This is a genomic window from Alteromonas mediterranea DE (assembly GCF_000020585.3).
GTDB classification, from domain to species: Bacteria; Pseudomonadota; Gammaproteobacteria; order Enterobacterales; family Alteromonadaceae; genus Alteromonas; species Alteromonas mediterranea.
The window spans coordinates 2,590,250-2,612,020 of record NC_011138.3; the positions used below are offsets into that span (position 1 = coordinate 2,590,250).

21 protein-coding genes are annotated in these 21,771 nt (G+C 44.9%); 10 read left to right on the forward strand and 11 right to left on the reverse strand.

Going from position 1 to position 21,771, the window contains the following annotated elements:
* Window positions 1-4: 4 nt before the first annotated feature.
* The 7 genes from MADE_RS11515 (at window position 5) to MADE_RS11545 (ending at window position 6,032) form a co-directional block, all read left to right on the forward strand.
* Window positions 5-1,516: a sensor histidine kinase gene (locus MADE_RS11515; protein ID WP_012518766.1), complete on the forward strand. Its 1,512-nt coding sequence runs from the start codon at window positions 5-7 to the stop codon at window positions 1,514-1,516.
* Complete coding sequence (locus MADE_RS11520; RefSeq protein ID WP_012518767.1) at window positions 1,506-1,958, forward strand: response regulator; 453 nt, start codon at window positions 1,506-1,508, stop codon at window positions 1,956-1,958. The genes MADE_RS11515 and MADE_RS11520 overlap by 11 nt, the downstream gene beginning before the upstream one ends.
* A 12-nt stretch (window positions 1,959-1,970) precedes the next feature.
* Window positions 1,971-4,079 (forward strand): response regulator, encoded by a 2,109-nt coding sequence (locus MADE_RS11525; RefSeq protein ID WP_012518768.1) that lies wholly within the window; start codon window positions 1,971-1,973, stop codon window positions 4,077-4,079.
* A gap of 188 nt (window positions 4,080-4,267) precedes the next feature.
* Window positions 4,268-4,597, forward strand: a complete 330-nt coding sequence (locus tag MADE_RS11530) for a hypothetical protein (protein WP_012518769.1) — start codon at window positions 4,268-4,270, stop codon at window positions 4,595-4,597.
* 3 nt (window positions 4,598-4,600) lie between these two features.
* Window positions 4,601-5,113, forward strand: coding sequence for a hypothetical protein (locus MADE_RS11535; protein ID WP_012518770.1), 513 nt, complete (start codon window positions 4,601-4,603; stop codon window positions 5,111-5,113).
* 59 nt (window positions 5,114-5,172) lie between these two features.
* Window positions 5,173-5,430: a hypothetical protein gene (locus MADE_RS11540; protein WP_012518771.1), complete on the forward strand. Its 258-nt coding sequence runs from the start codon at window positions 5,173-5,175 to the stop codon at window positions 5,428-5,430.
* Window positions 5,431-5,456: 26 nt separating this feature from the next.
* Entirely contained in the window at window positions 5,457-6,032 is a 576-nt protein-coding gene (locus MADE_RS11545; RefSeq protein ID WP_012518772.1) for a CC0125/CC1285 family lipoprotein, read from the forward strand.
* Between the two features lie 35 nt (window positions 6,033-6,067).
* Here MADE_RS11545 and yfbR read toward each other — a convergent pair whose 3' ends face one another.
* Window positions 6,068-6,721: a 5'-deoxynucleotidase gene (yfbR, locus tag MADE_RS11550; protein WP_012518773.1), complete on the reverse strand. Its 654-nt coding sequence runs from the start codon at window positions 6,719-6,721 to the stop codon at window positions 6,068-6,070.
* 256 nt (window positions 6,722-6,977) lie between these two features.
* Here yfbR and MADE_RS20265 point away from each other — a divergent pair, with 256 nt between their 5' ends.
* Both MADE_RS20265 and MADE_RS11560 read left to right on the forward strand, forming a co-directional pair.
* A complete protein-coding gene (locus tag MADE_RS20265; RefSeq protein WP_012518774.1) occupies window positions 6,978-7,154 on the forward strand; it encodes a DUF1328 domain-containing protein in 177 nt (58 codons plus the stop codon).
* Window positions 7,155-7,192: 38 nt separating this feature from the next.
* On the forward strand, window positions 7,193-7,387 hold the full coding sequence (locus MADE_RS11560; RefSeq protein ID WP_012518775.1) for a hypothetical protein: 195 nt from the start codon (window positions 7,193-7,195) through the stop codon (window positions 7,385-7,387).
* Window positions 7,388-7,453: 66 nt separating this feature from the next.
* Here MADE_RS11560 and MADE_RS11565 read toward each other — a convergent pair whose 3' ends face one another.
* The 7 genes from MADE_RS11565 to MADE_RS11600 form a co-directional block, all read right to left on the reverse strand.
* Window positions 7,454-7,672 carry a hypothetical protein gene (locus MADE_RS11565; RefSeq protein ID WP_012518776.1) on the reverse strand — a complete coding sequence of 73 codons (219 nt, stop codon included), beginning with the start codon at window positions 7,670-7,672 and terminating at the stop codon, window positions 7,454-7,456.
* Window positions 7,673-10,579: a DUF349 domain-containing protein gene (locus MADE_RS11570; RefSeq protein ID WP_012518777.1), complete on the reverse strand. Its 2,907-nt coding sequence runs from the start codon at window positions 10,577-10,579 to the stop codon at window positions 7,673-7,675.
* Window positions 10,569-10,862 carry a YeaC family protein gene (locus MADE_RS11575; protein WP_012518778.1) on the reverse strand — a complete coding sequence of 98 codons (294 nt, stop codon included), beginning with the start codon at window positions 10,860-10,862 and terminating at the stop codon, window positions 10,569-10,571. The genes MADE_RS11570 and MADE_RS11575 overlap by 11 nt, the downstream gene beginning before the upstream one ends.
* Complete coding sequence (locus tag MADE_RS11580; RefSeq protein WP_012518779.1) at window positions 10,863-11,189, reverse strand: zinc-ribbon domain-containing protein; 327 nt, start codon at window positions 11,187-11,189, stop codon at window positions 10,863-10,865. It abuts the gene before it with no gap.
* Between the two features lie 260 nt (window positions 11,190-11,449).
* Window positions 11,450-13,108 carry an alanine/glycine:cation symporter family protein gene (locus MADE_RS11590; RefSeq protein ID WP_012518781.1) on the reverse strand — a complete coding sequence of 553 codons (1,659 nt, stop codon included), beginning with the start codon at window positions 13,106-13,108 and terminating at the stop codon, window positions 11,450-11,452.
* 112 nt (window positions 13,109-13,220) lie between these two features.
* Window positions 13,221-14,360, reverse strand: a complete 1,140-nt coding sequence (locus MADE_RS11595; protein ID WP_012518782.1) for a M14 family metallopeptidase — start codon at window positions 14,358-14,360, stop codon at window positions 13,221-13,223.
* A gap of 206 nt (window positions 14,361-14,566) precedes the next feature.
* Complete coding sequence (locus MADE_RS11600) at window positions 14,567-16,012, reverse strand: glyceraldehyde-3-phosphate dehydrogenase (RefSeq protein WP_012518783.1); 1,446 nt, start codon at window positions 16,010-16,012, stop codon at window positions 14,567-14,569.
* Window positions 16,013-16,205: 193 nt separating this feature from the next.
* Here MADE_RS11600 and MADE_RS11605 point away from each other — a divergent pair, with 193 nt between their 5' ends.
* A complete protein-coding gene (locus MADE_RS11605; protein ID WP_012518784.1) occupies window positions 16,206-17,090 on the forward strand; it encodes a DUF2989 domain-containing protein in 885 nt (294 codons plus the stop codon).
* A 162-nt stretch (window positions 17,091-17,252) separates the two neighbouring features.
* On the opposite strand, the gene msrB is transcribed toward MADE_RS11605, so the two are convergent.
* From msrB to glgX, 3 genes are all read right to left on the reverse strand, one after another.
* Window positions 17,253-17,681 (reverse strand): peptide-methionine (R)-S-oxide reductase MsrB, encoded by a 429-nt coding sequence (msrB, locus tag MADE_RS11610; protein ID WP_012518785.1) that lies wholly within the window; start codon window positions 17,679-17,681, stop codon window positions 17,253-17,255.
* Window positions 17,682-17,797: 116 nt separating this feature from the next.
* Complete coding sequence (gndA, locus tag MADE_RS11615) at window positions 17,798-19,351, reverse strand: NADP-dependent phosphogluconate dehydrogenase (RefSeq protein ID WP_012518786.1); 1,554 nt, start codon at window positions 19,349-19,351, stop codon at window positions 17,798-17,800.
* A 319-nt stretch (window positions 19,352-19,670) separates the two neighbouring features.
* Window positions 19,671-21,716, reverse strand: coding sequence for a glycogen debranching protein GlgX (gene glgX / locus MADE_RS11620; RefSeq protein ID WP_041912772.1), 2,046 nt, complete (start codon window positions 21,714-21,716; stop codon window positions 19,671-19,673).
* Between the last annotated feature and the right edge of the window lie 55 nt (window positions 21,717-21,771).

Here is a 21,771-nt window from a genome sequence, read left to right on the forward strand (position 1 = left end):
ATAGATGATTTCTAAAGTATTGTCTTCGATATACAGTTGGATTGTTATCGTTGTGCTTGTTATCGTTGTGATAACGGCAAATTCATTTTATGTGGTAAGCACACTAAATGACCTCTCTGCGCTTGAAGCCAGATTGTTTACTACAAACCGTGTTATTAATGCCATAAACAGGCTACACGTAGCGGTTTTGCGCGTAGAGTCTGGACAACGTGGCTATATGTTAACAGACGATGAAAAATACCTGACGGACTACAGCGAATCATTAAGTGTTATTGGCGAACTGATGAGCGAAGTCGAAGTCAGCTCTTTTTCTTCCGATATCGATGACCAATCCGTTAGGATTGAAGAGCTACTCGACCTTACTAAAGCGAAAGTCAATGAGGTGATTCGAGTTGTTGAACTCATAAAAGAAGGCAATGAACAACAAGCCATAGAATCATTAAATAGTGATAAAGGCATTGCCCTTTATCGGCGTTTTGAAACCGTATTTAATGATATTCACAACTCAGAAAGAGATATGCAGGGAACACACCTTGCCAACTTGATGAGTTTAAGACGTGATTCTGTAAATACGCTGATTATTTCATCAGCGACAACGCTTCTTCTCATAATCACCGTATTTTTATTATTAAAAATTAACTCCCGTGAGCATGAAAAGTATCAAGCTGACCTTGAGTCTGTAAATGAAGATTTGGAGTCGCGGATTGTAGAGCGTACTCAGGAACTCAGCGTTTACTCTGACGAACTTGCCAGAAGTAATAGAGAGCTTGAAGACTTCGCTTTTGTCGCCTCTCACGATCTTCAGGAGCCGCTGCGAAAAATCAGGGCGTTCGGCAATAGGTTAGAATCCGGCTACAACGACGTGATTGACGAGAGGGGCAAAGATTACCTTGCTCGCATGCTTAATGCGGCTGAGCGTATGTCTATGCTTATCTCTGATCTTCTGGCTTTTTCTCGAGTATCAACCCGAGGTAGAGAGTTTGAAGAAGTTAACCTAGATCGGGTTATAAAAAGCGTACTTGGAGATTTAGAGATAGCCATTGAAGAAAAGTCGGCGCAGATAAACGTTTGCGAAATGCCAACAATTCGAGGGGACAAGTCCCAACTCGAACAGCTCTTTTTGAACCTCATCTCTAATGCGCTTAAATTTCAAAGCGAAGGCGTGGTGCCCATCGTCAATATAACCGTTACTGATGCGACGGAAGAAGATTTGAAAGATATATTGATGCATGAGGAAAACGAATGGATAAAAATAGCGATATCTGACAACGGTATTGGTTTCGAACAGTCTTTTGCAGAAAAAATATTTGCTCCTTTTCAGCGTCTGCATGGTAGAAGTGAGTACAAAGGTACCGGCATTGGACTTGCCGTTTGCCGACGCATTGTTGAACGACACAATGGCCACATAACCGCGAAAAGCACCCCCGGGGAAGGGGCAACGTTCTTGATGATTATGCCTAAAGATAGCGATCCTTTTTCAAACAATAATAATGGAGATACACACAATGACGCGTAAACAAACCCAACCAATCAATATATTAATGGCAGATGATGACGAGGATGACCGTCTACTCACTGTCGATGCGCTTGCAGAAAGCCGAGTATTAAACAATTTGTTTTGCGTTGAAGACGGTGTTGAGCTTTTAGAATTTTTGCGCCATGAGGGCAAATATACAGACCCAGCTTCTGCGCCACGACCAAGCTTAATTCTGCTCGATTTAAACATGCCTAGAAAAGATGGTCGCGAAGCCCTTCAAGAATTAAAGAACGACCCGAAGCTACGCAGCATTCCTGTTGTTATTTTGACAACGTCGAAAGAAGAAGAGGATATGCTTCGCGGGTATGACCTAGGGTGTGCTTCTTACATTACCAAACCCGTAAACTTCGAAGGTTTGGTGGAATTAATGCGGGCCCTCGGACGCTATTGGATTGAGTTCGTTGAGTTACCAAGCGAATAATTGGAGTACTAGATGACAGAGGTTATAAAAATTCTGTTAGTAGAGGATGATGAAGATGATTACTTCTTAACCTCTGATTATCTAGCACAATGTGAGTCACCTTCGTTTGAACTAACCTGGGTGACTAATAGTCTAGATGCCGTAGAGGCACTCAAAACTAACAATTTTGATTTGTGCTTGCTAGATTATTTGTTGGGTGCTGAAAATGCCATCGACGTGCTAGGGCTTTTGAAATCTAATCAAATTAGCTTACCCGTGGTGATCCTCACTGGCCAGTCTGACTCAGCGGTTGATGAAATGGTTATGCGTGCTGGTGCTGCAGACTATCTTCAAAAATCAGAAATAGAAACGCCTCGTTTTATGCGTACTATTCGCTACGCGATGGTGCGCCGCGATATTGAAAACGAACGCATTGAACGTAATAAAGTCGAGCAGAAGAACAAGGCGAAAGACAAGTTTCTTGCCCACTTAGGCCACGAACTTCGAACACCGCTAACCTCCATTTTAGGGTACACAGAGCTCCTTATTGATGACGCGCGCAACAGCGCTTTTCAACAGGAGCTATCGATTATCCACTCAAACGGAAAACACTTGTTAAGCCTGCTAAATGATTTACTTGATATGTCCCGTATTATGGCGGAAAAGCTTGAGCTTAATATTCAAGACGTTAATTTATCAGCCTTTTTAACCGATATTCATTCGTTGATGCGGCTTAATGCCAAAGATAAGGGTCTTAGCCTTAACGTTGTGTCAAAAACCAAAATTCCAGAGTTTATCCAAACCGACCCAACGCGCCTGCGTCAGGTACTGCTGAACTTAATATCGAATGCCGTAAAGTTCACTGATAAAGGAAGTATAACGTTAACCATCGAACTAGATGAATACACGCCTCAGGATGGCTCCCCTCCTCTACTCAGGTTTTCCGTTGATGATACAGGTATTGGCATGGCGCCAGATAAATTGAAAAATATCTTCCAGCCCTTTGAACAAATTGAAGATGTTATGCGTGCCAATCACGGAGGTGCAGGGTTAGGGCTTGCAATCTGTAATGAGTTAGTTTCTAAGTTGGGCGGGGATATTGCGGTTACTTCTCGACTTGGCGAAGGAAGTACGTTTACCTTTGATATAAATCCCGGTGAGCTATCTTCACAACCACTGGTTGACTTACAGCTCGGTCAAATTCAACCGGTGGAGTCGAGCAGCATTGACCTGTGCGTTACAGGTAGAGTGCTAATTGTAGATGACCTTAGAGAGATACGCAGACTAACGGGGCACCTTGTCAGTCAGTCACAAGCTGACATAAGCTACGCTGAAAATGGCGTAAAAGCGCTGGAAGCCGTATTAGAAGCTGATGAACACAATCAACCTTTCGATTTGGTTCTTATGGATATTCATATGCCCGTAATGAACGGTATTGAAGCCCTCCACGCTATCCGCCGGCACGGGCAAGATATTCCTGTTATTGCTGTCACCGCCGCGAGCCGTAAAGGCCTGCGGGAGTCGCTAATTCGAGAAGGGTTTAACGATGTTATAGGCAAACCTATAGACCGCTTTGCATTGGCAAATTTGCTTTCTCAATATTTGCCTCCAGGCAATTATGTAACCTTTACTAATGTAGAGAGTCAAGTCGCTGATATGCCAATGGAAAAGCCCTATGCACCGGAAGAAAACAAGACGCCTAAAAGTAACCTCTATCTAGAGAACATAGGTGAAACAACAGTGCAAAGCTCGGACAATAAGCCAAACGATACTCACCCAGAAAATGGCGAGGCTGCGCCAAAACATAAGCGCATTCTTGTCATTGAAGACGACGAAGACGCAGCTGAATTGCTACAGCTTTTTCTCACTCATTTAGGCCACGCCGTCACCACAGAGTATTGTGGGGCTGACGCGTTAAACACAGCAGAAGGTCAGAATTTTGATCATATCCTGATGGATTTAACCCTGCCTGACTATAATGGCTACGACCTTGCCGCAGAACTGAAACAGAAACTCCCTGATGCCGTACTAACGATTGTAAGCGGCCACGAAGCAGACACCGATGCCATGTCATCTATTGGCATAGATAGTGCGCTTTTAAAACCCGTATCTAAAGACGATTTGGCCTCCGTAGTAGGTTAAATCGAATCCAATGGCGCAAAGACTAAGAAAATATTACAAGGGTTTGCAAACGAACGTGTGAGACTTGCAAACCCTCTCCTTTTTTCCAAACCCTATATATACATAAAAAACTAATAAAACAATAGCTTACATACATGGTATACAGGTTGCACCCTTAATATTGAACCCAAAATATTAAGGAGAGTATTATGGCTACACAAGCATCAGCAAAATCGCAAACGGTAAAAACGAGTACGACTAACGGCGTAACTGAGCCGAGCCACCCAGTAACGGATCAACTGAAAGAATCTCTTCACTCTTCGGTAGACAAGTTAGCAGACAGTGCCGGTATCGCCGAAGAAAACATTCGTAAAACAGCATCGTCTTCTGCGGAAAATATGTCGGCACGAAAGCGCCTTGCAGAACAAAAATGGCAAGCGTCAAAAGTACGTAAATACGCCATAGAAAACCCGGTAACCACTGCGGGTATTGCATTCGCCGCAGGCATGTTGGTAACTTCACTACTTCGCAAGAAATAACCGATGACAGTGCCTGATTTTCACAAAGCACAATTTTCATTGTGTGAAGAAAATCCGTTTCGCCTGACGCCTCCTGGCGCTCAGGCGACGCTTAACGCCGATAGACATTCAAGCGCTAATAAATCAGCAAATTCTACTACTGAGCAAAACTACCCCGACCCTTCCTTCTCAAGCATCATATCTGCGCTTAAAGAAGCATTTTCTCAAAGAAAAGCACAAGGGTTCGCGTTTTTAGAACTGACTAACAGTGAATTGATGCTCATAAAAAAGAGTATTTTTGTTACGGTATTCGCTTGCTTAGCTGCTTTTGCGGTAGGAACTGTTTGCTGGCTTATCTTAAACATCGCTATTGGCGCTTTTCTTCACAGTATGGGTGTGCATTACGTGATAGTACCGTTAGTGCTATTGGCTATTAATGTGTTAACAGCATTTGGACTATTTAGACTTGCTCAAAACGCGTTTGGGTACATCAGCTTTCACCGGCTTGTACAAACGTGGAGACGAGTTTTCGGTTAGCTATTCCCTGCTACAAACTAATTCATATCTTTTGTCAAAAATAGCGTAAGGTAACCACGATGAACATTTTTTTAAAGGCTAATATGCGTGACATCGCAGAAAAGGAACATGCTTACTTTTCGCAAAAGCATCATGCAGATGTTGCAGTTACGCAAGCAAAAAGGCAATGTAAGCTATTAATGGGCAAACCCGAGACGCTATTGGGTATTGCTGCATTTGGCGGTTACAAAGGTGCAGTTGATGCTAAGCCTAAAGCAAAACGCAATCAGGCCATGATGGCGCTAGGCAGAACCGCGCTATTGTCATTGTTTCAATGACCTAAATAATCTAAGGAGTACGTGAGATGACCGGAAAACCTACGTCGAAAAGTCGCAAGATGCTTGCTGGTATTGGTATAGCATTTAGTCTTGTAATAGTAGGTTGCTCATCGACGCCAGTCGCTGCGCCTACCCCTTATAAATCGGCAAACACAAAAGCCGGTTATGGATACTCTAGTGAGAAACTTTCGGGCAGCGAATACAAAGTTCTCTTTAAGGCCACAGACAAAACTCCTGCAGATAAAGTTCAGCAATACGCCCTCCATCGCGCTGCACAAATTGCGCAAAAGCAGGGGTACAGCTATTTATCTATAGTAAAAACTAACGTAGATAAAAAGCCTGTATTGGCACGAGAAATTGTGGCTAATAATGAAAAGCCGGCAGCTTTTCAAATTGATAGACAATGCACCATGTCCGGATGTGAAGAAGTGGCACAGCCGATGTCCGTGCCTAATTCCAGTGACGTGGTAAAAACACAGATCAACGATATTTATTTTACCATCGTCGTTAAAATGGCAAATGATATGGCAAGCTTAGGTAAAAACGCCTTCACTGTAGAAGAAGTGCTTGCTGAGCCGCTTGAGACTAAAGGCAGTAATTAAACCGGTAAATACTCGGACCTTTCCATTTTAGGCATCTAAGCGTCATCTGAGGTGAGGTGAAGCGTATTAGCGCGCTCTATCCACTCTAGGCTCTTGGTTTGCTCGTCTAACGTACCCTTTGCATCTTCTAAGAAGACCTGACAGAAATAGTCTACCGCGGGCAGCTTTTCGCGGTAGCGCTTTAGCTGAACTTCCATTTCTCTCATCGCGTTAGAAAACTCAGAATTTGATTTTGACAGTTCATAATCGCACTTTAAATATGCGCATAAGACATCGGCAGCTTTTGCTAGCGTTACGTGATCGTCATCTTTATTTTGCTCAATTAGCGGAATATATCTAGCCTGTAATTCCTCGGGCAAAGTCTTAATGAGCATTAGCTCAAAGCGACGCTCTAGCTTTTTTATTGCAGCCGTGGTTTCCGGGTCGTGGTATTTAACCGGGCTAGGTATATCACTCATCCCTGCAATTTCACTTCCCTCGTGAAAGATAGCCATTGCCGCAACCCTATCAGGGTTGATGTCTTCGTTAAATACATCGCACGCTATCGCACCAAGCATGTGGGCCACAAAGGAGGCTTCGTATATGTGGGTCGATAACATCTCTTCCTGGAATTGTGCCATAAGCGGCCACCGTTTCACATTGCGAGCGCGCTGCATAAGACCGATAAACGCAGAATGTGTTTCTGCCATAAACTTTTTTCCTTCACTTTCATCTTAGACGTTTCTAACCTATCACCTTAGCAAACACACTGCTAATACCATAGGTGATCACGAGCCTGTAAAAAATGCATTTTTTCGTGTAATCGTGACTTCCATAATTGGAAATAAACTAAACCAAACATTGGTCAAATTAAAATTTAGTCATATATATCATAAACATACAAACTCGGCACGAAGCTAGCATTATTCATAGTGAAAGTAACGGAAGCAATACGAGGATTTAGTTATGTTAGGTTGGGCAATCACATTTTTTATCATCGCCATTATTGCAGCAGTTTTTGGTTTTGGAGGCATCGCTGGTGCAGCAACAGGTATAGCACAGTTTTTATTCTTTGTGTTTATCGCGCTGCTAGTAATCTCACTTATCGCTAACGCGCTTCGTGGCAGAGCACCAAAAGCCTAAAAGTAATAATTATTTTAGTAGGAAAAAGGAGTAAGGATATGTTTTCATTTAAAAATCTATCAAAAGTACTAGTAGCATCAGCATTTGCTTTATCACTAGCCGCATGTGGCGATGGTGAAGCAGAAGACGCAGGCGAAGAGCTAGACGAGATGGTTACCGACGCAGGTAACGCCGTTGAAGACGCGTGTGAAGATGTGAAAGAAGGCGTAGAAGCTGAAGATAAAGACTGTTAATCAGCACTTTATCGCCAAAGGGCCAGACATATGTCTGGCCCTTTTAGTTTGTGTTAAGGCTAACGGTTACGCCACCTCTTCACCGCCTAACTCCCTGGCTAAATCATCAAGAGTGGACAGTGTGGAATCGAACACGCCTACCACGTAGCGATATTTAACGCTTACGTGATGATCTGACCGCCCAAATTTCACTTTTAGCCCTTCAGCATCAATATGTTTAACCGTGTTTAAAAATCGATAAGCGGACATTTCTGTCTCGAAATGATATTCAACCGCGTTTTCCATTTAAGCCACCACCTCTGGGTACGCATCAATAACCGCAACAACCCGTTGCGCCAAGTGTTTGTCCTTTTCACACAGCACATCAAAGGATAGCCAATCGGCCAAAATATCGGGCGCTGTAGCGGCTTGCCCTTGTTCTAACTTCGCCGTCATCATTTGTAACTGTACGCTGGAACGTATTGATGCATCAGCGGCCGGACTTGGCATATCTGTAGCAACTTCTAACGCCACCGTTAGCCACTGCCTATCGTGCTGACAGCTGGCATTACCATCAGATTGCCTAAGAAGGCTTGACCACCGTCTGCCCACTGTTTCAAGTAAGGTCTCTTCATCGCCTTCCCGAGCGGTGCCGCCCTCCCCTACGTTAAGAAGAAGTAATGAACTAAGCGCTTGTGCTTTTTGTACCCGAGCTTGAGATTGAGCGCTTTTCGCGAGCGAAACACGTTTTGCCTCTAAGGCTTCTAACTTTCTTTCCACTTTACTGCGTTGTGGTTTAGGTAAATCACGAAGTTGTTCGTTGATTTCGCTTACTATCTCATCGAAAGCCGCGCTGTCACTCTTAATATCGATATTATCGACTTTACTAAGCAGCTCATCGACTTGCGCATTAAACGCGTTACTTTGTACTTTTCTCTCAGCCTTAAGTCGCTCGAAAACCGCGTCATTTGCCGCTTTAAACTCTGCCCAAAGCTTACTTTCTTCTCGCTTGCCTGCATGCCCGATTTGCTTCCACTGAGCCTGTAAACCCTGTGATTTGTCGGCAGCGCTATGCACATCATCTTCCGTAGCAAGTTGCTGAGCCTGTGCAACCAAGGCGCGCTTTTGCGCTTGATTGCCACTTTGCCACTGCTGTATTTTGCTTTGAATTGGCGACGATACCGCTTTCCACTCTTGTTTAAGTGGTTCGTATATTTCGCGCTCAACTTGACCGGCGCTATGCCATTGTTTCGCAGCTTTATCGAACACTTTTACCAACTCTGATTCAGGCGTATTGATGTCTATCGCCTTAACAGTTGCAATGATCGACATACGCTTTTCACGAGCCTGAGCGCGTTGCTCATCAAGCTTGGCATAATGTTCTCGGCAAGGCTCAAACGCTTTTTCAAGAGCTTCGTCAAACTGCTGCTGTAATGCAGCGTCTTCACCATCGTCACTTCCATTACTGGTAGATGAGGGGGTTAACGACAGCCACTGCTTGCGCAAGTATTTAATTGCTTCGCTTCGTGCTTTTATATTGTCGGCCTGTGTTGAGGCTAGCGCTTTGGCTTCTTCAACCAACGCGGGCTTTCTTGGCGCCGCAAGGTAATCTTGCCAGCCTTCCAAATGCGACACCTCCTCAGCTGTTTTTACAAAACGTTTTTCGACCTGCTTTTTCGCATTACTAGGCAGCGCATGATAGCTTTCGTCAAGCTTAGCAAACTTAGCAATAGCGACGCGGAACTTACCCTGCCCGATAAGGTTATCGATAACGCTAATTTGCTTTCTAACGTGCTTCACTTGCTCACTTTCTTTCGATTTCTTCGCACGCTCGTTAGCGTTCACCCGTTTAGTCGCAGCGTTAAAGCGCTTCATCAACGCTTTTGGAATAGTCGCTAATTCACGGCTTAACACTTGATAATCGTTTCGCGCTTCAATGAAAGCACCGTTAAGGCTGGCCACGTTATTACTTTCTGCTGCTAGACCTTCACTAGCGCTATCTTCGTTCACATCGTTTTGAGAAGCATCAACAATTTTAGCGGCAATATCTTCTAACGTTTGCAGCTTAATAAGCAGCTTTTGTCCATATTGCTGCTGCATTGAAAACCGCTCTAGTTGGTCATTCAACCCGTCCACTTCGCGCTTAATTTCTGCAATACGTTTCTCGTTTGAGTTTTCGCTTTCCATTCGAGAAAGCTGTTCTAACGTCGCTTCTACGCCGCGTACACTTTCGTTGACCGTGGCGACATCGGCAAGCGTAGCCTCACAAAGACGATTATTATATAGCCAAGATACTTGCTCGTTAGCGTATGTTAGCTGTTGCTCGCACAAAGCCTTCGTATTGGCAAGCTGCGCGGCCTGCTGCTTCTCTTCCCACGCCGGACGAATACGTTGTAAATAACGCTCGACCTGTTCAGATATACGGGTGCGTTTTTCGTCATACTCTGCGCGCTCGTCCTGAGTGAGTAAATCAAGTTGCGCAAATAATCCCGTTAACTCGCTGTCGAATTCCCGCTGTTTTTCATCGATGAATTGCACGTCAGACTTATCGAGCAGCGCTTGGTATTTAGACAACACTAACGTAAGCTGTTTTTTAAGCTCCACGGGGCGGCGCTGAGCGTCTTTTATCGCCGCTACTCGCGTATCAATCTGCGCAAGTAACTCGCTATCTGAGACCTTTTTGGCCAGCTTCTGCAACTCGGATATTTTATCTTGAGCATTGATGAGCTGGGTTTGTAAACCCGCACTCGCCCCTTCCAGAAATACGTATTGCGTAAACGAGGGCTTGTCGACTTTTTCGATTAACGCTTTCGCAAGACTATCGTCTGATAAAAGCGCGGGGTCTTTTGATAGCATTTGCGGTAGCATCTGCACCACTAAGTCAGCACTGGCCGTTTCGGTTAAAAACGAAAACTTTTCCTGAGATGAAAGTGAGAGGTCGCCTTCCCCTACGAGCGCTTCGTTTACCTTTTTTTCAGCGGTTTTCTTTACTCGTGTTTGCTTTGCAATTTGCGACATTTTAAGCCAAAGAACAAAGCTATTAAGCTTTTCAAGAGCAGCCAAACTGACATTACTGTCTTCGTCATTGAAGGCTAATTCGTGAAGAATTGTTTTTTCTTGTGCCTTAACTGGAGAGAGACTTTCAATTGCCTGAATGCGTTTCTCTGGTTTTGGGCTTTGGTGTGAAGGCGTAAATATACGACTAAATATCATCCTGTTTAAACCGCGCTATAGTATTTTTATCATCATGCTCGTTACTTAACGAGCGTTTAAAGTCGGCTTTGCTTTTATGAACAATTTCACCGCTTTCCCCTACAGTCATGTGCTCTGAGGACTTTTCAATTTTCGCTTGATAAAGCATTACGGCCTGCATACTGCTAGCCTTTTGCTCTTCATTAAGTGGCGTACCGTCGGGCCACTTTCCGGTTTCAACTGCTTGACGTAAACGCTCATATATTTCTGGCGTCATGCTGCCTACAAGTGCTTCTATATTCATTTAGGAAAAACGCTTTATATATACAATTCGCGCGCGGTTTACTAAGTACCATACAAAGCCAACCACTGCGCCCAAAATAGCCAGGTTATGTTGCAAGTCGCCAGGGCGCGTTCCGCCCCAGTACATGAATCCAAAACTTGCTACGAAGATCAGCATAGCAAGGAGTGACTGGTTCTGGATACTCTGCAACTTTTTAAATCTTTGTAAGCTTTGCTTTCGCTCGATGTCTTCGGAAGTCGCATCGCCTATCTTAAAACCGCAGTGAGGGCACGTCTGGGCTTTATCAGACGTTTTTTTATTGCACGAAGGACAGTCAACTAATGCCATATGTTGCTCCTATTGATTGGGTGCGAAATGGAAATACTCGCGCTATCTGTGCTGAGCATTTATACGCGGACGAGTATCATACTTAAGTTCAGCACAACAATGAAGTCGATTATGTTGATTAAGCTGACAACCGCAAAACAAAAAATGCGCGGGGTGTTAACTTTTGAACAAAGTACACTTCCGCGCATTTCAATGGGTTGACCTACCGTTTTTGCCTTTGCTCTGTTTCTGACAAAAGCGAGCGATAAGCCTATTTACACTTACTTTTTATGGCGAGCCCAGTAGTCGTTCACGGTCTCTTTCATTTCTTTGCAAAGCAGCATAATACCGAATAAGTTCGGCAGGGTCATAACGACAATTGCCACTGCAGAAAGTGCCCATACTAGAGTCGTATCAGAGAACGCTGCCCATACAAAACCGGCTACGTAAATAACGCGATAAGGCATCACTGAGCGCGGCCCTAAAAGGTATGTCATGGCACGGTCGCCGTAGTAAGACCACGCGATAGCGGTAGAGAAAGCAAACAGCATTAGACCAATAGAAACAATGTATTGACCCGCGTCACCGAAGAAGCCTCGGGTAAACGCAATGGTTGTCAATGCCGCAGAGTGAACCAGCGACTTACCACTTACTTCTAAATTCTCTTTTACTGGCTTACCGTCTACAACTTTTAGCGTACCTGTAAACAGATCTTCACTTCCCACCGCGTACTTAACATCTTCAGCAATTGAGCGCGCGTTAAGTAGTGTGAAACCGTCACTGACTGCGGTGCCGTTAACAACCGTAATAGAGCCGGTGTAAGGCTCAACCACATTGCCTTCAACCTCATTGAGGTAGCCATAAAGTTTATCGACATCCGCTTGGTTCGTGTCGTCATACTGGCCGGCAACGAAATACATGTCAGAACGGTCAAACACGTTCTCATGTTTTTCTTTCCAAACACCCGACGACAGGATAACTAAACCTGTCACTGTACAAATAAGAATGGTATCGATGAAAGGTTCAAGCAATGACACCATCCCCTCTGACGCTGGCTCTTTTGTTTTTGCTGCAGCGTGTGCAATAGGTGCAGAACCTTGGCCGGCTTCGTTTGAGAATAGACCTCGGTTTACACCTCGGTTAAATGCATAAGCAAGCGAGGCCCCTAAAAACCCTCCCGCAGCCGCAGAGCCAGTGAAAGCATCACCGATAACCGCAGCAAACGACGGCCCGATGTTTTCAAGGTTTGCGAAGATAACCGCGAGTGCACCAATAAGGTAAATCACCGCCATTACCGGCACTACACGAGCAGTAAACGCCGCAATTCGCTGAATACCGCCAAGAATAACCAAGGCCAGAAGAATACCAAGTACACTGCCTACCGCCCAAGGTTCAAAGCCAAAAGTCGCTTCGATACTTTGTGCAATGCCGTTACTTTGCGGAAGGTTACCTGTACCGAATGAGCTCACTACCGTAGCAATCGCGAAAGCAACAGCTAGCCACTTCATGTTTAGGCGTCGGTCCATATAGTACATGGGCCCACCCGCCATGGTACCATCTTCCGTTTTAACGCGGTACTTGTGCGAAAGGGTCACTTCAACAAATTTCGTTGTCATACCTAAAAAGGCGGTAACCCACATCCAAAATAACGCTGCTGGGCCACCTAAGAAGATAGCAAAGGCCACACCTGAAATATTACCCGTCCCTACGGTGCCAGACAGCGCCGTGGTTAAGGCACGAAAATGCGTGGTATCGCCTGGATCACTTTCTTTATCAAACTTACCGGTAACTACTTGCCAGGCGTGTTTGAAGAAACGAATTTGCGGAAACTTGAGATAAACTGTGAAGAAAAGACCTACACCTAACAGCACATAAGGGAACCAGAACGCCCCCCCTAAGAAACCATCGAGCATAGTTAGAAAACCATATAACCCTTCCAAGGTAATTCCCCTTTTTTATTATGTTTAATTATTTTTTGTCTTATTTTAATAATTAAAAGGCCTCTTTTTGTCGAGGCCTTTTTACGGAAGCTTTCACTTCCTGATTCCTATTTTACTGTTTAGCTGCTTTCAGTTTTTTCACAACAGCATTAACACCAATAAGTAAATCTTCGCCTAACTGACGACTGCGCTGTACTGACCAGCCATAAATATCGTCAGGCACATCTGCGTTATCTTTAAACGGCATTTCAACCGTGTAGGCCATGCACTTAAACTTCTCACCCACCGCGTTCGATGCAACGGTAAGGTTAGCTTTGCCTGGCTCGTCTTTATCGTAACCAAATTCATCCTGGAACTCAGGCGTTGCGTTTAACAGTGCATCTTTAAACGTGTTTTCAAGCATTTTTATGTTGTCGGTGTAGCTAGGGTTACCTTCAGTTCCTGCCACAAAGTTGTACGGCAATGCCTCATCACCGTGCAAATCAAGATACATATCTACACCAATTTCACTCATTGCATTGAGAACGTAAAGCACTTCAGGGCTTTTTTCCACCGATGGTGTCGCCCATTCACGGTTAAGATTGGTACCTACAGCGTTAGTACGTAAATGGCCTCGGGCATTCCCATCTGGGTTCATATTTGGTACTACGTAAAACACGGCATTATCAAGCAACTGTCGCGCCAAACCATCTTGCTCGTCGAGCAAGCGATATATAATACCTTCAGCACACCACTCGGCCATGGTTTCACCTGGGTGTTGACGGGCCGTTATCCACACTTTTTTCTTTTCTGGCGTTTCTTCACCGATAACAAGTAAAGACATATCGCGGCCGTCTAGGGTAAGGCCTAAAAACTTATGCTCACACAATAAAGACATTTGCGCATCGTGAACAAGGTCTAAATGGCGTTCGTAGCTATAGGGAATGAAATAAGCAAAATACACGCTGGGTTGTTCAAGCGTTAACGAAAATGACAAATTATCACCGTCGAATTCACTTGGAATTCTAAACCACGTTTGGCGGTCGTAAGACGCTAAAACCTTATATCCCTTCCAACCTTCGGGATACGCTGATTTTGCTAGGTTACCAATGGTCATTGTGTGCGTTACAAACGTTTCGCCCACTAGACGAAAATGGAACCACTGCGCAAATTCAGATTGATTGTCGTTGGGAATGGTTAGACGGATATCATCTGGTGATTGTGCGCTAACTACTTCAATGTTACCGCTGTCGAATTGACTGGAAATATGCATAGACTGTCGTTTTCCTCATTATTTGAGCGCTAATTTAGCATAGACGTAAACAAAAATTCCACGCACTCGACGGGTTTTGTACTGACCAAAGTATCCAAAATGTTTACACCATTAAAAAACCGACCACTTGGGTCGGTTTTTTTATACAATTTAACGCTTAACCGTTATCGCTTTCGCTTTCGTTTTCGCTTGTTAATAGCTTGCCTTCATAAAGGCAGCGTTGGGAAGCTCAATCCTGCCATATCGCGCACCACGCGCAATACTTGACAGCTGTAACCAAACTCATTGTCGTACCACACATACAGTGTCAGCCGGCTATCAGCGGCAATAGTCGCTTGCGAGTCAACGACTGAGGCGGCACGTGAGCCCACTAAATCAGTCGATACGATTTCTTTACTCGCTGTGTAATCAATTTGATGCTGCAATTTAGAAAACAGTGCCGTATCACGCAAGAATTCATTTACGGCAATACGATCTACCGACGTCTTAAGGTTCAAGTTTAAAATGGCTAACGATACGTTAGGGGTTGGTACGCGAATAGCGTTGCCCGTTAGCTTGCCATCAAGCTTTGGATACGCTTTCGCCACGGCTTTAGCCGCACCTGTTTCGGTAATTACCATGTTCAGCGGCGCGCTTCGCCCGCGACGGTCGCCTTTGTGATAATTATCGATAAGGTTTTGGTCGTTAGTGTAAGAGTGAACCGTTTCAACGTGACCATTTTCAATACCATATTCTTCATCTAGCGCTTTAAGTACCGGCGTAATCGCGTTAGTGGTACAGCTAGCCGCAGAAACGATAGTATCTTCTGGCGTTACTTCTTCATCGTTAACACCGTGAACGATGTTTTTGATGTCGCCTTTACCCGGTGCAGTAAGGATGGCTTTAGCCGCGCCTTTCGCTTTAAGGTGAAGCCCTAGGCCGTCGCGGTCACGCCAGATACCTGTATTATCGACGACAATGGCGTTGTCGATACCGTACTGGGTGTAATCAACCTCATCAGGGCTGTTAGCGTAAATCACTTGTATGTAAGAGCCGTTAGCTTTAAGCGCGTTGCGCTCGTGGTCAATCGTAATACTGCCGTTAAATGGCCCGTGAACTGAATCGCGGCGAAGCAAGCTTGCGCGTTTTTCTAAATCACCTTCACGGCCTCCACGCACTACAATAGCGCGTAAACGAAGCTTGTTGTTTTTTCCCTGACGTTCAATCAGTAAGCGAGCGAGTAAGCGACCTATACGGCCAAAACCATAAAGTACAACGTCTTGCGGTTTCTGGTCGTCCGCTTTGCCTGCAACGTCGTTTAGTTTTTCATTGAGGTAGGCCGTAAGGTCGCTGTTGTCAACCGCAGAACCGTAATGGAAATCGAAAGCAAGTTTGCCGATATCAATTTGAGCAGGCGCCAATTGCATAGCGCTCAACGCTTCCAAAATTGGATAGCTTTCACGTAGGCGTAATTTGATCCCTTCATGCAAACGCACTTTGCGGTGCGCTTTGATAATATCAATCGCGCTGGCATTGAGTAGCGAGCGTCCATAAACTGAAATTTCAACTGCCTTATTGCGATATAGCTTGCCAATAAGGGGCAACATCATTTCTGCGTATTCCTGACGCTCTTGCCAGCTGCCTTGTAACTCCTGCTCAAACTGTTGATTCATGCTTCTGCCTTCATCGATATTAAATTAACGGTGTTGTCGTTGTTTATAGCTTTGTCCACCATTGATAGTGGGCTACGGCCTATAACAAATCCTAAGTACGCGTCAGTTTTTTATTATTTTTAGGGTACACTAGGTGAGTTTTCGTCTGACGGTGACGAGCAGTATCTTAAATAAACAAGCAAGGAAGACCAAATTGTTGATAAGTTTCAAAACCACCATGAAAACTCACACCACGAAGAATTTATTTAGTAAGTTTCCAACAAAAAAGCGCTTATCAGCGATGGGTTTAATATCGGCCGTTGCCCTTAGTGGCTGTGGCGATCTTTTCGAGCCAACGATCAGTGAGATATGTGAATCGCACAGTGAATTATGCCTAGACCTGAGTTTAGATGCCCGCTGCCGGGCCGAACGCGCTGAAATAATACGCATACGGTATTACAGTCAAGACCCTGAAAATGATGCGTATAAGTACCCGCTTCTATTAAACTTCGAAGAATACCTAACTTGTGTGGAAGAAGTGCAGCACATTGAACATGTAAAGCGCAAAGGAAAAGAAGCGACCCGGCTTAAAGGCGTGATCACGGCTCAAAGAGAGATTAAGCGACTAAGCAGAGAAACCAAAAACTCCTTAGACCCCTACCTGTCGTACTACCACTGGACTCGCTTCAATGACAAGGCGGCATTTCATCGCTTTGAACGCTACGCGGCAAGTAATCGGGTTACTGATCCTGCACTACTGGTATCCCTAGCGTCTGTCCAAATAAAGACTGACCTACCGCGCACTGTAGAAACGCTGTATCGGGCATTGAGTTTGTATACAGATAGCGACGATATCGATGTCAGCATTTTTTATTCACTTGCCTCAATTGGAATGGACTTAGATAACTATCGACTTGCGTATGTTTGGTACGGCGTTGCCGAAAACTTCGATGAGAGGCTTGATGCAACACAGCGATTACAGCTAGGGGAGAAATACCACCTTCCCACAGAAATCCTAAATAATATCGTTGATGAGATAACCAACCATTTAGAAAGCGCGACCTTTAATGCAGAAACGCTGAAATTACAAAAGCTCTAGTATTTTGAAATTAACTTTCATGATTTTAATGCTAAATAATTAAAAAAACCGCCGTTTATGGGCGGTTTTTTTACAAATTCAAAACAGGCGACACCAACAAGGTTATAATTTGACCAGATGTTTACCTTTAGTTGTTTCTCGCGAAGGCGCCCAAAAGCTTATTCACCCTTTAACCTCAACGTTATCTTCCCCTTTAAACGTCATAGATAGAGAGTTTACGCAATAGCGTTGCCCTGTAGGTGCTGGGCCATCAGGGAAAACATGGCCGAGGTGCGAGCCACATTGCTTACAGAAAATCTCAACACGACGCATACCGTGAGACACATCTTCTCTATAATCTACATTTCCATCATCAAGCTGTTTATAGAAAGAAGGCCATCCACAGCCTGCATCAAACTTCGTATCTGAGGGAAACAGCGGGGCTTCACAGCACTTGCATACATACAGCCCATCTCGCTGTTCATCAAGCAATACACCGGTAAACGGACGTTCAGTTCCCGCTTCGCGGCATACATAGTACTCCTGTTCGCTTAATTCAACTTTCCAATCTTTTTCAGCAATGGATTCGTCTTGTTTTTTATCTGTCGACATAACTTACCTCTTATCATTAAAAAAGGTGTATTTGAGACCAAATACACCTTTTTCCAACTTTCGCATATTGGCTAGGCTTTAGTGACCCTAGCGCTGATTGCAATAATCGTCAGCCGTTATCTTTTGATAGCGGTTTGAGGCCGCGCAGGATCACTCCACTCAATGTGATATTTTTTGCCTGCTGGCTTATCGACACGTTGATAGGTGTGAGCACCAAAATAATCGCGTTGACCTTGCAATAAATTTGCAGGTAATACCGCAGTGCGGTACGAATCGTAATAGCTCAATGCAGACATCATCGCTGGGCATGGCACTCCTGCCAGCGTGGCTTGCGCGATAGACTCGCGCCAGTCTGATTGGTATTGCGTAATTTGCTCGGCAAAGAAGGGGTCCATTAGCAAGTTTGCAAGGTCTTCATTGTTTTCATAGGCCTTGGAAATTGATTGCAAGAACACCGCACGGATAATACAGCCAGCACGCCAAATTTTAGCAATTTCGCCAAACTCTAACGTCCAACCATGTTCTTTGCCCGCCATCGCCATTAGCTGGAAGCCTTGCGCGTAAGCACATATTTTAGAACAATAAAGCGCTTGTTCTAGCTTGTCGATGATAGCGGTTTTTTGCTCGTCGCTAAACGTGGGGGTATCTGGGCCCGCGAGTACTTTACTAGCGGCAACGCGCTCGTCTTTCAAACTTGAAATACTGCGAGCGAACACTGCTGATGTAATGGTTTGTGCAGGGCTACCTACTTGTAAAGCGCTCACTGCTGTCCATAGCCCTGTGCCTTTCTGCCCTGCTCTGTCTAAGATAACATCAACAAGGGGCACATGGGTTTCAGGGTCCATCTGCTCTAGTACTTCTGCACTAATTTCCATCAGATAGCTATTTAGCTTACCTTCATTCCATTTGCGAAATACGTCGGCAATGTCGGCAGGTTTCATATTCAGGGCTTCACGCATCACGTGATACGTTTCACAGATCAGCTGCATATCGGCGTATTCAATACCGTTATGCACCATTTTCACATAGTGCCCAGCACCAACTGGCCCGATATACGTTGCACACGGCTCACCTTCTACCACAGGTTGGCCAGGTATATGACTTTCTAAAGGCTTACCTGTTTCAGGATCAACTTTTGCAGCAATGGCGGTAAGCACAGGTTCAATACGCGTCCAAGCATACGGGTTACCCGACGGCATTAAAGAGGGTCCGAATCGCGCGCCGACTTCGCCACCTGAAACCGCAGTAGAGAAGAAAATGAATTTGCCTTTGTATTGCTCTTCACGCGCGACCGAGTCGGTCCATAAGCTATTACCCGTGTCTACAACGATATCATCAGCGTGAATACCGGCATCGATAAGATGATTACACACGTGGTCAACGGGGGCGCCTGCTGGCACAGAGATAATGATTAGATGCGGGGCTTTTAACTTGCTCAAAAGCTCGGTGTAAGAACTGCAGCCTTCCACTCGAGGCTCAGTATTTTCAGCTCTTTCGCTTGCGTCTTTAGCCAGAATAGACTCAACTTTATTTTGATCTAAATCGAAACACGCGACACGATAGCCATGGTCTACTAGGTTCATGGTCAGGTTACTTCCCATTACCCCCAAACCGATAAAACCAATATCACACGACTTGTCGTCGTGGGAATTACCACCTTTATTTTGCATAGGAACACCCTCACATTTCAGATGGCTGCGCATGATACCACCTGAAAGAATAAAGAACAGTCAAACCTAATAATTTAGTGCGCACTGGTGTAAATGCCACCAACGGTAAAGGTAATCAGGTTGAGCAGGCGAATTAAGCTTTATTTACACAACCTATTTCGCGCTTTTGAATCACGCCTGTACAAAAATAATACAAAGGTAAAGAGTGGGCTACAAAAATTTCATAGCGCCCTTTAAACCTCTCGTTTAGCGCCCGATTCACCTGCGTTATTATAAAACATACATTCAGTGACGCTGACTACGTTTGTAAAACAGTCTCTCAACCGGAAAAATGCGCAAAGCTAAATAACGTGAGCGATTTGCTTGCTTGTAAAAACACCTTTTGTATACAAATTGAAGGTTGTTCTTCAAGAGAGTTATAGCGCGTATCAAGATGCATCGTCCACCCCCCTTTAGGAAGCACGGAAGGCAAGTGAAACCGCACGTCGTTTTCACTGGCATTTACGCATAAAAACCAGTGTTCTGGTTTTTGGTCGCCCACGATACAACCTTTAATTTCAACGCCAAACGCTTTGTTGTGATGCACATTCCAGTCTTCAGATGCTTTATCAGAACCATCCGGCTTATACCAATTGATTTCCTTCACGTTTCGAGACAGTGTGAATGCATCATCATGAAGCTTTAACTCACTTAACAAGGTAGACGACTGACGCAACCGAATAGCGTATTGGCAGAAGCGCAGAAAGTCTTGTTTACGCTTATTCATCTCCCAGTTTAACCAGCTAATAGGGTTATCTTGGCAGTACGCATTATTATTGCCGTTTTGAGTGCGACTTAGCTCATCTCCCCCAAGAATGTGAGGTGTACCCTGAGAAAATATTAGCGTAGCAAAAAGGTTTCGCTTTTGACGTTCGCGCATGTCGATAATCGATTCGTCGTTGGTTTCGCCTTCAACGCCATAGTTTGCCGAGAGGTTATGGCCGTGGCCATCTCTGTTGTCTTCTAAGTTATCGAGATTATGACGTTCGGCATAAGTCACCATATCGTGTAGCGTAAAACCATCGTGGTAGGTTACGTTATTTACCGAGGTACTAATATGTCGATGGCCTTTGTGGAATATATCTCTGGAGCCCATCAGCCGGGTAGCAAAGTCTGCCGTTACACCGTCATCGCCGCGCCAAAAGGCGCGAACCGTGTCGCGGTACTTATCGTTCACTTCTAGCCACGGAGAAGGAAAATTACCCACTTGATAACCACCTGGGCCAATGTCCCACGGCTCAGCAAGTAAAACCTTATCTCGCAACACTGGATCGCTACTTATTGCGCGTAGCAGTCCTGACTTTTTATTGTACTCCTGCGGCTCTCGGCCCAAGCATACGGCTAAATCAAACCTAAAGCCATCAACCCCAATGACCGTAACCCAATGGCGCATCGCATCGAGAATAAGGCCCATCATGAAAGGTTGCGCGGTGTTCACCGTATTGCCACAGCCTGAATGGTTGGAATACACCAGTTCTCCGGTTTTAGTCTGCTCAAGTAAATACGCTTGATACGGGCAAAACCCTTTATACGATAAAATAGGGCCGCCATTGCCTGCCTCTGCCGTGTGGTTAAATACCACATCGACGATGACTTCAAGCCCCGCGCTGTGATAAGCATCAACCATCTCCTTTAACTCGACCAGGGCATCTGACACACCATAGCGAGGTTCAGGCGCGAAAAAGTTTACCGGATTATAACCCCAGTAATTCGTTAATCCCTTATCGGTGATGAAGGGTTCTGGCATAAATGAACACAGCGGCATAAATTGTACTGTTGTGATACCCAGCGCTTTAAGGTGTTTAATAACGCTTGAATGCGCCGCCCCGATAAACTTCCCCCTGTGCTCTTTAGGAACACCGGGGTGAAGCTTGGTAAGCCCTTTAACGTGAGCCTCATACACAACCCGTTTGTGTTTAGGGATGACTGGTGCACTGGCGTGACTGATAGCGTAATCACTGTCGTCGATGACAATACACTTGGGGGTCATAAATTGAGAGTCATGCTTGTATCGTCGCGCGTCCCACTTTATTGCACGGCTTATTTTTTTCGCATAGGGGTCTATCAGCAATTTGTCTGTAGGTACTGAGTGCAAACCAGCTTCATTGCGCTCAACCCGGTAACCATAGTACTGCCCGGCGCTTACGCCAGTAAACAGGCCATGCCACACATCGCCTGTTTTTTCGGGTAACGGGAACTCATCTAGCGCTTCTTCTGTATCACTATTAAAGAAGCACAACACCACCGCTTTTGCATCGGGGGCATAAACAGCAAAATTACAGCCTTCTTGTGTAATTGTGGCGCCAAGAGGGAACGCTTTTCCCATTCCACTTTGTTTAATTGGCGCAGCGTTTTGTATCTCTTTCACAGCGTTCTCGACT